The 12,638-nt window shown below is 69.9% G+C and carries 10 protein-coding genes and 3 pseudogenes; 6 read left to right on the top strand and 7 right to left on the bottom strand.

Translation table 11 applies throughout. From position 1 onward, the window contains the following. Positions 1–917: 917 nt before the first annotated feature. Complete coding sequence (locus IF09_RS40620) at positions 918–2,252, bottom strand: serine/threonine-protein kinase (RefSeq protein ID WP_051832875.1); 1,335 nt, start codon at positions 2,250–2,252, stop codon at positions 918–920. A gap of 193 nt (positions 2,253–2,445) precedes the next feature. On the opposite strand from IF09_RS40620, the gene IF09_RS43425 reads away from it, so the two are divergent. From IF09_RS43425 to IF09_RS45830, 5 genes and pseudogenes are all read left to right on the top strand, one after another. After that, entirely contained in the window at positions 2,446–4,872 is a 2,427-nt protein-coding gene (locus IF09_RS43425) for a bifunctional serine/threonine-protein kinase/ABC transporter substrate-binding protein (protein WP_078613452.1), read from the top strand. Between the two features lie 937 nt (positions 4,873–5,809). Next, the gene (locus tag IF09_RS48035) at positions 5,810–5,932 is read left to right on the top strand and encodes a hypothetical protein (RefSeq protein WP_267882174.1); all 123 of its coding nucleotides are present in this window, start codon (positions 5,810–5,812) and stop codon (positions 5,930–5,932) included. A 238-nt stretch (positions 5,933–6,170) separates the two neighbouring features. After that, positions 6,171–6,320, top strand: a pseudogene (locus tag IF09_RS44875) (IS256 family transposase); the annotation flags it as partial. Positions 6,321–6,359: 39 nt separating this feature from the next. Next, positions 6,360–7,040 (top strand): maleylpyruvate isomerase family mycothiol-dependent enzyme, encoded by a 681-nt coding sequence (locus tag IF09_RS0125700; RefSeq protein ID WP_030299544.1) that lies wholly within the window; start codon positions 6,360–6,362, stop codon positions 7,038–7,040. Further along, complete coding sequence (locus IF09_RS45830) at positions 6,970–7,758, top strand: hypothetical protein (RefSeq protein WP_234321149.1); 789 nt, start codon at positions 6,970–6,972, stop codon at positions 7,756–7,758. Before IF09_RS0125700 ends, IF09_RS45830 begins: the two co-directional genes overlap by 71 nt. On the opposite strand, the pseudogene IF09_RS43415 reads toward IF09_RS45830, so the two are convergent. The 6 genes and pseudogenes from IF09_RS43415 to IF09_RS0125660 all read right to left on the bottom strand — a co-directional run. Continuing rightward, positions 7,640–8,227: pseudogene (locus IF09_RS43415) on the bottom strand (IS5 family transposase); the annotation flags it as partial. The gene IF09_RS45830 and the pseudogene IF09_RS43415 sit on opposite strands and share 119 nt — an antisense overlap. Before the next feature lie 425 nt (positions 8,228–8,652). Then, a pseudogene (locus IF09_RS43410) lies at positions 8,653–9,081 on the bottom strand (transposase family protein); the annotation flags it as partial. 43 nt (positions 9,082–9,124) lie between these two features. Next, a complete protein-coding gene (locus IF09_RS41975) occupies positions 9,125–9,778 on the bottom strand; it encodes a hypothetical protein (protein WP_158710050.1) in 654 nt (217 codons plus the stop codon). 201 nt (positions 9,779–9,979) lie between these two features. Next, on the bottom strand, positions 9,980–10,123 hold the full coding sequence (locus IF09_RS45825; protein ID WP_158710049.1) for a hypothetical protein: 144 nt from the start codon (positions 10,121–10,123) through the stop codon (positions 9,980–9,982). A gap of 396 nt (positions 10,124–10,519) precedes the next feature. Continuing rightward, positions 10,520–10,687 carry a DUF1918 domain-containing protein gene (locus IF09_RS43400; RefSeq protein ID WP_078613451.1) on the bottom strand — a complete coding sequence of 56 codons (168 nt, stop codon included), beginning with the start codon at positions 10,685–10,687 and terminating at the stop codon, positions 10,520–10,522. Positions 10,688–10,730: 43 nt separating this feature from the next. Then, positions 10,731–11,893, bottom strand: a protein-coding gene (locus IF09_RS0125660; protein ID WP_106975136.1) for an IS3 family transposase whose coding sequence is annotated in 2 segments (ribosomal slippage) — positions 10,731–11,606 and positions 11,609–11,893 — 1,161 coding nt in all. Because the reading frame shifts where the segments join, the coding sequence is not laid out codon by codon here. Between the two features lie 245 nt (positions 11,894–12,138). Here IF09_RS0125660 and IF09_RS0125650 point away from each other — a divergent pair. Then, positions 12,139–12,408 (top strand): hypothetical protein, encoded by a 270-nt coding sequence (locus tag IF09_RS0125650; RefSeq protein ID WP_030299533.1) that lies wholly within the window; start codon positions 12,139–12,141, stop codon positions 12,406–12,408. Positions 12,409–12,638 lie beyond the last annotated feature (230 nt).

Genomic DNA, 12,638 nt, shown 5'->3' with positions numbered 1-12,638 from the left:
CAGCTGCAGGGGCTGAGGCTGCCAGTTGCAGGCGAAGAACAAGCTGCCGCGCTGCTCGAGACGGCGGGCGAAACTCGAGCCGAGCGCGTCAGCGCGTTGCAGGACGACATCGACATCGCCCGGCGGCTGCGCGGGGAGGCCTGACCGGAGCAGCCACGGAAGGTCCGCTTCGGCACCCTTGAATCACTTTGCAGACATCCCCTGGCCGGCCCGAGCCTCCGGCTGCACCCGGGGCAGGGGCGAACCAGGGTCTGCCCGGGGCTGCCGCTGGTCTTGAGGTCTCGGTCGTTCACCGGCCTCGGTGTTGCGACCGGGCCGGCTCTCTGGGCGCCACGGCCCGCGTTAAGCATCGACGGGGGATCCGAGGCCACGCCCGCGATCTGAGCGTGGTCTTCGTCGACCTGCCGCTCATCCTGCTCGGCGGAGCGTTGTTGCCGCTCCTCTCCTGTGCCTTGGTCACCAGGCGGGTGCCGCCGTGGGCTGCGACTGTCGCGGCCCTGGCCGCCCTGACCGCGATCGCGATCGGGGCCAGGGGCTTCCCCGCGTGGGGGACCCCCCGTCGGCATCCAGAGCCGGGCTACGACATACCCGGGATGAGGGCGTCCACTCGCTGCCACACCGCCATCGGCAGAGCGGGCGCTGCCTGATGCGGTACCAGGGTCTGTGCGACAGCGGCTCCGCGACCGCGCCCGTACATGACGTGCCGGTGCATGGATGGCGGTGCGCCGTTGGATCTCGATCAGGGGAGAGAGCATCCGCGGGACGAGCAGCTGGTGTCGGACGACAGGGAGCCCGACGTCAGCGGCACCACGTGCCGATGTCGGCCCCGGCTCGAAGCCCTGTGCACCTGGTTCGCCAAGGCTCGAACTCCGTCTGCCCGGCATGGGCGCGTGACCTCACCGGTCCGTGCGAGGGGATCAGCCGGGCCGCTCCTTGCGCTTCTTTCCCTCCGCCTTTACGGGACCTTCCCTGGCCGCCACCGACTGCCCCTTGCCCGGCCGGTCGCCGTCCTGCCGCCGGGAGCGCGGATCGCTCGGGGTGGCGGACGGCCGGACTTGCGGGGCGGCGGCGGGGGGTGCCGCGGCCGCCGGGGACGCAGACGGTGAGGGGAGCGCGGACCGGGGGACCGGCGGCTCCGCTGCCTTTGGTGCGGGCGAGTGGTCGCTGAAGGTCGAGGTAGGAGGTGTCCTCTCCCCGGTGGGAAGGCCACCCACCAGCAGAGCGCAGGTCGCGGCGACTCCCACGGCCGCGATGCCCAATGCGGTCGCACGCCGCGGTGCCGGACCCCGCCACCGCCCGGATGCGGACGGTCGTAGAGGCCGCCGGGTGGCCGGGAGGGCGGCCGCCAGGGGCGGCAGTTCCGAGGTGCGGTGTGTGGGCGCGTCCGCAGGGGCAGGAGTCACCGGAGCGGTGCGGAGGACCGGCGCACACTTGATGTCGCGCAGACGCAGATGGACGAGGGCGGCGTCGGGGCGTGCCTGGGGGTCTTGGTCGGTCATCGCCTTCAGCAGTCTGCCGAGGTCGCCGGGGAGCCCCTCGGGCAGCCGCGGCCCGTGGAGCAGATGGGCGGTGCCGACCTCCACGGGCGTTCCCTGGTACTCGCGGTGGCCGGTGAGTGCTTCGAGGAGGGTGAGTCCCAGGGCGTAGATGTCGCTGGCCGTGCTCGCGCCCTGCCCGAGGAACTGCTCGGGGGCCATGTAGGCGAGCGTGCCGACCAGTGTCTCGGAGGCGTCACGGGACCGGTCGTGCACGGTCCGTGACAGTCCGAAGTCCGCCAGGTGCGGAGCACCGGCATCACTGAGCAGGACGTTGGAGGGCTTCACGTCATGGTGGACGATGCCGTGGGAGTGGACGTGGTCGAGGGCGGAGGCGATCTCGGCACCGAGCCGTGTCACATGGACGACACTGAGCGGACCGGCGTCTATCCGGGCGCGCAAGGTGGCGCCGCGGATCAACTCCGTGACCATGAAGGCGCCCTGGCCCTGTCGGCCGGCGTCGAAGACGGTGACGAGGGCGCGGTGTGAGAGCCGGGCCAGCGTGCGTGCTTCGTTGCAGAAGTCCTCGACGGTGGCCGTGTCCGTACCGGCGCGGAGTACTTTGACGGCCACCTCCCGCCCCAACACCTCGTCGGTGCCGCGGAAGACGTCCGCCGTGCCACCGGAACCTATGGGGGCCTGAAGGAGGTAGCGACCAGCCAGCAGGGTGCCGCACTCGGGCTGCTTCCCGTACGCGGGGACGGGCCGTGTCGGCATGCGGGTCCTCCTCCACTGGCGGACGATACCGCCCGCCTACCCGCCGGAAACCGTCCTACGCAGCCCGTGCGGCAGAGGGCGGCCGCGCGGGACTGGCACCGTGATCGTGCCGCAGCGCCCCGCTGCTCGGGAGGGGCGACATCGAGCCATGCTTTCGTCACCTGCTCGGCTCAGCAGGACCTAGAGTGTCCGCGTGACCGAGCAGAATCCCGAACTCATCGCCGGCCGGTACCAGCTGGTCGAACGCATCGGCCAAGGCGGTATGGGCCGGGTGTGGCGTGGCCTCGACCAGCATCTCTTCGGACGTGAGATCGCCGTCAAGGAGATCCTTTTCCCGCCAGGGATGGACGACGGCGACCGCGCGGCGCTGGTCCGGCGGTTCATCGGAGAGGCGCAGGCCGCGGTCACGCTCAACCACCCCGGCATCATCACCATCCACGACGTCGTGGAGCACGAGGGCGCCCCCGTCCTCGTGATGGAGCTGGTTCGCGGGCAGTCCCTGGCCGCCGCCATCCGCAACGGCGGGCGGCTGCCCGTGCACCGCGTGGCAGAGATCGGCGCCGCGATGCTCGACGCGCTGGCCGAAGCGCACAGGGCGCGGATCGTCCACCGTGACATCAAGCCGGACAACGTGCTGCTGGCCAAGGACCGCGTCGTCCTGACCGACTTCGGCATCGCCCACCTCGCGGACGCCACGACCAAGCTCAGTCACAGCGGGATGGTCATCGGCACCCCGCACTACATGGCGCCGGAGCAGCTGGAAGGCAAGCGCCCGACCGCCGCCAATGACTTGTGGGCGCTGGGCGCCACCCTCTACCACGCCGTCGAGGGGCGGCCCCCGTTCGACGCGGAGGGGCTCCACGCCCTCGCCGTGGCCGTCTTCACCCGCCCGCACCGGCCCGCCGTCCACGCCGGTCCGCTCGCGCCCGTCCTGGACGCGCTCCTCACCAAGGACCCGGCGCAGCGCGTGGACGCCGACGACGCGGCCGAGATGCTGGCATCGGTACTGCGGTCCTGCAAGCCTGCGCCCTGCGCACCCGCCCGCCGGGGGAGCGAACAGGAGCCGGCCTCCCCGCCCGCGCCGGACCCGCAGGCGACTCCCGTACCGGCGCCGGATGGCGCCACGCCTGTGCCGGCGCCGGATGCCGCGCCGCCCACTGCCGGCCGGGCAGTGCCTGAGCGGCCCACTTCACCGCCGCCGTCCCCCCGCACCCCGACGGTCCTGGACTCCGCGTCCGGCGCGGACGCCTCGCAGCGCCCCGTGCCGGACCGGCCGACCGCCCCGCCCCTGCCCGAGCCCCGGGCCGGGGAAGCGCGTACGCACGGGACGGGGACCGGCGAGCGGGCACCAACCGGGCGCCGACACCTCACCCGGCGGTCCGTCGTCGTGGCCACCGTGCTGGCCACGCTCGCCACCGGCTCCGTCCTCACCTGGACCCTCACCGGGGACAAGGGCACGCCGCACGGCGACGGCGCGGCCGGCAGCGGGTCGGAGGCCTCCTCCGTCACCGTGGTGATCGGGGTGGACGCACCGCTGAGCGGCGCCCTGTCCTCCATGGGAGTCGGAATCAGGAACTCGGCCGAGCTGGCGGTGAGGACCGCCAACGAAACCAAGCCCGTCCCCGGGGTGACCTTCGAGATCAAGGCCCTGGACGACGGCGCCGACCCCGCCGAGGGAGCTTCCAACGCGGCCCGGTTCGTGGCCGACGAGAAGGTGCTGGGAGTCGTCGGCCCCCTCAACTCGGGTGTCGCCAAGACCTTCGTGCCGCCCCTGGCGCGGGCGAACATGGCCGTCGTGTCACCGGGCAACACCGATCCCGTGCTGACACGGGGCTCCACCTGGGCAGCCGGGGCCCCGTCGCGTCCCCACTCCACCTATTTCCGCACCGTCGCCACGGACGCTGACCAGGGGCCGTTCGCCGCCCGGTACCTGCACGGCGAGGCGAAGAAGACCAAGCTGTACGTGGTGGACGACGCGAGCGCCTACGGCACCGCTCTCACCGCCGGTCTCACGGCCGAGTTCACGAAGCTGGGCGGGACCGTCGTCGGTACCGAGCAGGTCGATCCCGCGGAGCGCGCCTTCGCGGGCCTGGCCGAAAGGGTGCGGTCCTCGGAAGCCGACGCCGTCTACTTCGGTGGCTACTACGACACCGCCGCAGCCCTTTCCCAGCAGCTCGATCGGGCGGCGGTGAACGTCTCCCTGATGGGGGGTGACGGCATCTTCGACCAGCAGTACCTCACGACGAACCCCGAGGCCGAGGGCGACCTCGCCACCACCATCGGCGTGGCCGCCGAGGAATCGGCAGCCGGGCAGGACTTCCTCACCCGGTATCGGAAGGCCGGCTACACGGATGCGGCCGGCTGGTACGGGCCGTACGCGTACGACGCGACCTGGGCCCTCATCGAGGCGGTGAAGGCGGTCGTGGCCGCCCACGGCGGCACCCTTCCCCATGACGCCCGGGCCGAACTGCCGTCCGCGGTGGCACGGCTGGGCTTCGACGGAGTCACCGGCCGCGTCGGCTTCGACGGGAACGGCGACACGGTCAACCGCAAGCTGACGGTGTACGCGGTCCGCGGCGGCAGCTGGACGGCCGTGACCAGCGGACCGACCGCCCGCTGACCGCGCAGCGGGCCGAACGTCCGCAGCCGCCTCCCGGTCGCCGGGGTACGGGCGGCAGCCGGCTCGGACCACAGCTGTGGGCCGAGCAGCCTCGGCCATCGAGACCGACAGTCTCTCCGTCAGCCATCTGGCTGCCCGTCCCGACCAGGCCCCAGTAGCGTTCCAGGCGGGGATCGAAGCCGGACGACCTCGACACCACCCGTGCAGGAACGCGCGGAACACGGGCGTGTCGGTCTGCCCCTCCTGGGCCTGGCCTCTGGGCGGACCCCGGCTTCCCCTACGGGACGGCGCAGAGCTTCGAGCTGCCGTACCTGTTCTCCTCCGTCCCGCCCCAGCGGCCGATGACCGACGCTCAGCGAGCCCTGGCCGGCCAGGTGGTCAGCTACTGGAGCAACTTCGGCACACCGGAAACCCGAACGGCCCCGGCGCCCCGTGTTTCGCCCTGCCCGTCTGCGCCCCGTGGTCGGTGCCGAGGAGGCGGGCCGGGAGCGTGGCCGTCGACGGGCGTTGGGCAGTGACCACAGTTCAGACCTGGCCAGGCGGCGGCGGGGATGGCGGTGGAGCTGGAGCGAGCGGGTCCGCAAGTGCTGCTGCTCGCTCGGGGGTCGTCCGACGAAGTGCACGAAGCTCCGCGCACGCCCTGAAATTGGCGATGGTGAGGCCAACGCTCGTAGGAATGATCACGAAGATGAACAGCAGCAAACAGGCGATGACCTCGGCGCCACCCATGGCCACTCTTTTCTCTTGAACGTGTTCAACATGAACATGTTCAAGATAGCGGGTTGCGCCTTCGACGAGCAAGTGACCCAGCCTTTGGATTCCAGTAGTAGGGCGACTCTGCGAAAGCGCACGGTACGTCGGCACGGCCGCCCCGGCCGCTGACGCGCCGCTGGCTGCGCTGCGCGCCGCGGGTGTCCTGGAGCGGATCGCCGCCCCGGTGAGCAGGGACAGCGCTGGCGCGCTGTGCGACGACGGCATGTCCGCCGAAACGCTGGCCACCGCGCTCGGGATCACCCGTTCCAAGGCCCTGGTCCTGCTCCTGACCGCGCAGGACAGGTAACGGCGCGCACCACAGCGGCGTTCCAGGAGCGGGTGGGTCGGCGGTGAAGTCGGGTTCTCACCGGAGCGGCCGACGGTTTTGATGGAAAGGTTGCGACAGCTTAGGCACGAGCGAGGCCGCGGCATGCCGATACGTCCAGAGCTACCCCCACCGGCCGTGGGGCTGAACCGCTACCGTGCGGTACAACCTTCCTGTAGGAGCCCGTGAGCGCTCAACCCGCCGACCCCGTACCCGTCCCGCTCTTGCGATGATGTTCAAGCTGGTCGAGTCCGCCCAGACCCGGTGGCGGGCGATCACTGGCGCCCACCTGGTCTCCCTCGTCCGCACCGGCGCCGGCTTCGAGAGCGGCGCCCTGGTCGAACGTCCGGAAACTGTGGCTGCAGCCTGACCACAGACCGGCCCGGGGCCCGCTGGTAGCCTGACGATCATGGACCTCACCCGGGTGTTGGACGCGTTCGAGACAGAAGCCGAGACGCTCGGCCGGGAACTTGCGGGGTCGTCCGAAGCCGTGTGGGACCGCCCGACACGGTGTGCACCGTGGTCTGCCCGTGAACTGCTGGGCCACATCTGCGTCGTCCTGGACTGGGTGCCCGACATGATCGACGGCCAGGTCCCCGAGGTTCCCGAGGTCTCCGCGGCCGAGTACTACAGGCCGGACCGCCGCTTCAGCGCCGCGACCAACGCGGCCCGAATCGATCTGGGACGGGACCGCGCCGCCCGTCACCACTCAGGGGGCGACCTCGTCGCCGACTTCGCCCAAACCTGGTGGAAGGCACAGGAGCTGTGCCGGAAGGAGCCAGAGCGCCGGGTGGTGCGGACGCGGCACGGTGATGCGATGCTGCTGGCCGACTTCATGCTGACGCGCGTCTTCGAAGTCGCCGTGCACGGGATCGACTTGGCCGATGCGCTCGGGCGTGAGGCATGGCTGACGCCGTCGGCCGGAGACCTGCTGCTGGAATTCCTCGCCGGAACGGATACGAGTGGGGTGACCGGGCTGGGATGGAGCCCTGCCCGGTTTCTTCGCAAGGTCACCGGGCGTGAGCCGCTGGGGCCGGAGGAGAACTCCCAGATCGCCCGCCTGGGTATCAACTGGCTCGCGCTGGGATGAGAACAGCCCCGCGGCCCCGAACCACGCGAGCTCTCGACATAGCCCGCAGACTACGGCAGCCCGCCAGCGTCCGGCCTGCCCCCATCCACAGGTTTTGACAGTTCCTCGTCCCGGCGGCCGGCTGCTCCTGCAGACCCGGCGCGGCGTCTTGGTCCAGGACCGGTTCCCCGACTTGGTCGCGGCCGCCGAGCAACTGCCCGAGGGGCTGGTCCTCGATGGCGAGCTCGTCGTCTGGGACACCGCAGCCGGCCGGCTGTCCTGCCAAGCCCTCCAGCGCCGGGCCGCCGCCCGCGGCCGCACCGCCACCGCATTCGCCGCGAAGACCCCCGCGTTCTTCATCGCCTTCGACGCCCTGCAGATCGACGGCATCGAGCTGCTGGCCCTGCCCTACGCCGAGTGCCGCCGATGCCTGGAGATCCTCTTCGCAGCCCGCGCACTGACGACCTTGTGGACCCTGTGCCCCATGACACGCGCGATGGTCGGCCTCCCCGTACCGGACTTCCTGAGACTCGACCAACCGTTGCCGCAAGTAGGCGACAGGGATGATCAGAAAGCTGAGACATCGCTGCCCCAAGCGAATAACGAAGGTGACGCGGAGGCTCGACGAGGTGCTGGCGGTGGCCGCCGTCGACCCACACTTTGCGGACACGCGGGTGGGCGGCGGCGACCTGGTCGAGCAGGGTGGTGCCGGCGGAGTCCTGCACGCTCGCCGCGGTGACCAGCACCGCGATGAGGAGCCCGAGCGTGTCGGTGACGATGCTCCGCCTTCTGGCGACGTTTTTCTTCCCGGCGTCGATGCCCTGGCTGGAGGCGTGGGCGCTGGTGGAGGTCTTGACACTCTGGGCGTCAATCACACAGGCCGATGGCTCGGCGTCCCGGCCTTCCTTCTCCCGCAAGAGTTGCCTGAGCAGGCCGCCCATCTGGGCGAACACGCCCTCGTCTGCCCATGTGGCGAAGTAGCCGTAGACCGTGTTCCAGTGTGGGAAGTCGTGCGGGAGGTAGCGCCACTGGAGTCCGGTGTGGTCCACGTACAAGATCGCGTCCATGATGTCGCGCAGGTCGTGCTCGGGTGGCCGGCCGACCAGGGCCCTGCCGCGGCGGTCGAAGCGCCAGGCGGCAAGGACCGGATCGATCAACTCCCAGCGGGCATCGGACAGATCACTCGGATATCGGCGTCGCCTCGGCATGCTTGCGGCGTACCGCCGAGGACCGCGTGCGCCCAGGCGCACGCAATGACGGTGGAAGCACACGACCGCGAAGGCCGGGCATCCTGGGATGAGACAGGAGTACGTCGCCCGCCGCCCCATCCGCAACCCCGCGAGCCCCCAGGCGTCGACCGCGTCCACAACCCCACCCGCACCGCAATTTCAGACCTCAAGAATCGGCCGATACCCGATCAGATGAGGTGAAAACGATCTCCTACTTCTGCCTGCCTCTGTGCACCAAGGGCTGCTGCGACGCCTGCCACACCGGCTACGTGCCCAGCCCCGACACCTACTTCGCCTCCCCGCCAGCCTAACGCGGCGAAGGCCGTGTCCACCTTTCCTCGTGTCTTGGTCAGGGGTAGGTCCCATACGTTGAGTGGTGCTCGGGTTCGTTCATTGGTGTCTCGGACCAGGCGGAAGTCGGCATCGATGATGACCTGGTGGTTGGTGGAGTACCGATAGTTCTTTGACTGCTCGGCCACCGTGTGGTCGCGGGTAGGGACCAGGGTTCCGTCCACGATCAGCACGGTGTCCTTGCGGAATCGCTTACGAGGCTGGAGCGCGAGCCGTGGGCCAGGGTGGTCGATAACGCGGTCCGCCCCGGACTTCGAGACGCCGAACAACGGGCCGAGTTGGCGCAACGTCAGGTTCGTGCGCCAGTAGGCCGTTACCAGCAGGATCCGGTCCTCCAGTGAAAGGCCCCACGGCCTGCCCTTGCGAACCGGGTCCGCACCCTCACGCCGCATCGCGGTGACCAGCTTGCGCAACTGCCGTGGGCTCAGCCCGCTGAATGGGGCTATCCAAGACGGCTCCGACGCCGTGATCACACCAGCCACCGCGAGATCATCTCACTCGTGACCAGCGATGACGGGATAGCTGTCAGGGACTGTCCGGGTCTTCCATCGTGGCGGTTGCCGTGAAGCAGTGGGCGCGGCCGTCGTCGCAGATCTCGGCGGCGTCGAGGTGCCGGTCGAGGACCTCGTAGACGAGGAGGGCGGCCGTCCTGCCCGAAGGGAATACCACCGTGGCCTGGTGCACCGGTCCGAAACTCTTGCTGGGGCCCGTGAAGGAGAAACGGCCCCGCCCGTCGAGGACGAGCGCGGTGTAGTAGTGGTACTCCTCGCCTATTAGGTGGCCGTCGAGGTGCGGGCCGGCCGCGATGTGCGGGGCGTGCCGGGCGGGGAGCCGCTCACACCGTGTGGAGAGCGATCCGCTCGCGCGGGTCGAGGCGAAGCAGTACGTCTGCTCGTCCGCCATCCAGCCCAGGTGGCCGGCGCCGTCGGCTCCGCGGAGGATCACCGCGAGGGTGTCCTCAGACGGCTGTTCGTAGCCCGCAGGCACCCTGTTCTTACGGAAGCGTTCGAGCAGCTTGCTGTCCTCCGGGGTGATCCGCGCCGACTTCTCGGGCGCCCCTGGCCCGGTGGCCGCGGCTGCTTTCGTGACCTGCGGTGTGGCCGTCGCGCCGGGCGTCAGCGGGGCCCCCTTGCCGACCGACCCCCCGGCGCTGCACCCGCCCGTCGAAATCACCGTCATCGCGAGAACCGCGGCCCCGACGGATCGCCCCCATGTCGCCTTCAACATCAACACCCCCGGTCGTGATCATAGAGGCCGTCAGCGATGACGTCCCTAACTGGACTTCGTCGCCACCGCTGGGCACAGGGCTGCGCATCTCCAGGGGCCCGGAGAGGTCGTGAACGCGTTCCTCTACGAGGGTCGGACCGGCCGTCAGTGGGCCTACCTCCCGCACGACCTGCCGCCGGAGAGCGCGACGTCCACGCACTTGCACACGCCCGCGCCCCCGTCGAACGCGGCATGGAGGCTGAAGTCCTGCCAGATCGTCCGTAGAGCCCGCATCAGCCCCCACCGTATGAGCGTCATCACAAAGCCGTCCTCACTCTGGAGAGGCAACGCTGAAAGGGCTCATCTACCTCTACACGGTCGAGCTCGTGGACCCCCACGGCGTCGAGTGGTGCGTGGAACTCGACGCGACGAAGGCCGAGATCCTGAGGGACGTGCAGGACAACTGATCAACCCCATCGTTTTCAGTGCTGCCCCCTGCCCTCGGGCCGGGAGGCAGTCGTTTTGCGACCAGGCTCTCCACTCAACTTCCCTACGTTGTCTGCGGGACTGGGCGAGCCCTTCGTGTGGTTCTGTCACCCTCACCGACCGAACGAAGCGCCCCGGCGTAATACGCCGGGGCGCTTCGTTCGGCGGCGCCGACCTGTCCGCAGGAGGCTGTCGGTTGGCGGGCCCTTGGGTGGTGAAGGGGGTATGTCAGGCCTGGTCGCTCTTGAGGTGCTGAACCTGGCTGTCTGGCCCGGGCGACATGATGCTTTCGTGGCCGTTTGCGGCCCTCACCTTGTAGGGCGGGGTTCCATCCGGGCCAAGGACTTCGACGATCTCGACGACTCGGTCGTGCTCGCCCACGACTCGGCCGTGCATGACGAGGCGATGGGTCTGGTGCAGGTTCGGGTGACAGGTTGGGTCACGCGGCTTGGAGGGCCGGTGTGGTCATGACGGTCTCGAATTCGACGGGGGTCAGCCGGCCGAGTGCGGCTTGTCTGCGACGCCGGTGATAGGTCCGCTCGATCCAGGTCACGATCGCGATCCGTAGTTCCTCGCGGGTGGTCCAGCTCCGGCGGTCGAGGACGTTCTTCTGCAGCAGGCTGAAGAAGGACTCCATGGCCGCGTTGTCGCCGGCAGCTCCGACCCTCCCTATAGATCCGGCCATGCGGTGCCGGTCGAGCGCCCGGATGAATTTCCGGGACCGAAATTGCGAGCCGCGATCGCTGTGCAGGATGCACCCGTCGACGTGTTCACGCCGGGCCACGGCGTTGTCCAGGGCCGTCACGGCCAGGCGGGACTTCATCCGGGCGTCGATGGAGTAGCCAACGATCCGCTTGCTGAAGACGTCCTTGATCGCGCAGAGATACAGCTTGCCGTCGCCGGTGGCATGCTCGGTGATGTCGGCGAGCCACAGCCGGTTCGGGCCGGTCGCGGTGAAGTCACGACGGACGAGATCGTCGTGCACCGTTGGGCCCGCCTTCTTGCCCCGGCCGCGCTTCTTGCCGAACACGCTCCACCAGCGGTTGTCCCGGCAGATCCGCCACGCGGTCCGGTCCGCCATCGCGGCCCCGGCATCACGTGCTTCGTCGGCCAGGAAGCGGTAGCCGAATTCCGGGTCCTCGCGGTGGGCGTCGAACAGCGCGTTCGCGCGATACGCCTCTTCCAGCACGGCGTCGGCCACCGGCCTGTCGAGCCAGCGGTAGTACGGCTGTCTGGCGAGCTTCAGCACCCGGCACGTCACCGTGACGGGCACCCCGTCCCCGGCCAGCTCCTTCACGAGCGGGTAGATCCTTTTCCCGGCAGATGCGCCTGCGACAGATAGGCCGCGGCCCGGCGCAGGACCTCGTTCTCCTGCTCCAGCAGCTTGATCCTCCGACGTGCTTCCCGCAGTTCCACGCTCTCCTGGCTGGAGGCTCCGGTCTTGGAGCCGTCATCGATGTCCGCCCGGCGCATCCATTTCCACAACGTCATCGGGTGGACACCGAAGTCGGTGGCCACCTGCTCGACCGTCACACCCGGACCACGGTTCCTCGCGACTCGCACGACGTCCTGGCGGAACTCTTCCGGATAAGGCTTGGGCACAGCGACATCCTTCCCACCTGCCCCACAGGGCAAGCCACTTCAGATGTCACCCGATCGTGCGGCAGACCCGACTTCACCGGCGGATCTGAGCACCTACTTGGCCGGACAGGCCAACTATGGCGCTCAGCCACAGGCCCGCGGCGGGATGACTTGTTGGGCGAGGGTCGGTGGGTGGCCCAGTCCTCATTGCGTTCGGGCGCCGGCGCCCAGCCTCTCCGTCGCGGGATGCGCAGGATGCCCATCCGGTGCGCGGCACGGTGACGGCGTGGGCCAAGACGCCGACGGACGTCGCGAACATCGCGCGGACGAAGGCGGAGGGCACCGACCGGTGGACCGACCTCCTGAAGTCCACGATGCCCGAGGGCCTGGTGCGCGACGCGATCCTCTCCTCCTCGGCCTGGCCGGACATCGCGGCCGCGATGGGCGAGCTCGACGCCCGCGGTATCGACGTCGCCCGGTTCGTCCTCGATGCACAGGACGCCCCCCGTCCCGGGGCCTTGCCATGGGGTGGGTAACGGGTCTTCACGGCGCGCGGCTCGCCGGAGCAGTGTCGTCAGTTGTCTTCGGCGTGGATGAGATCGGCTGCGGGGCGCGGGCAGGCCAGGGGTATGCCAGGTCACCGGGGTGCGGTTGTGCACCTGACATGACGAATAGGGATAAGCGATTCAGCAGCTCCCCGGTTACGGCCGCGCCGGGGCCACCGATCGCGGCACCGCAAGCGCCGCCGGAGCGGGCGTCGACCAGG

The sequence above is a fragment of the Streptomyces katrae genome (assembly GCF_000717655.1).
Classification (GTDB): Bacteria; Actinomycetota; Actinomycetes; order Streptomycetales; family Streptomycetaceae; genus Streptomyces; species Streptomyces katrae_B.
This window is presented reverse-complemented; position numbering and strand designations above follow the sequence as displayed.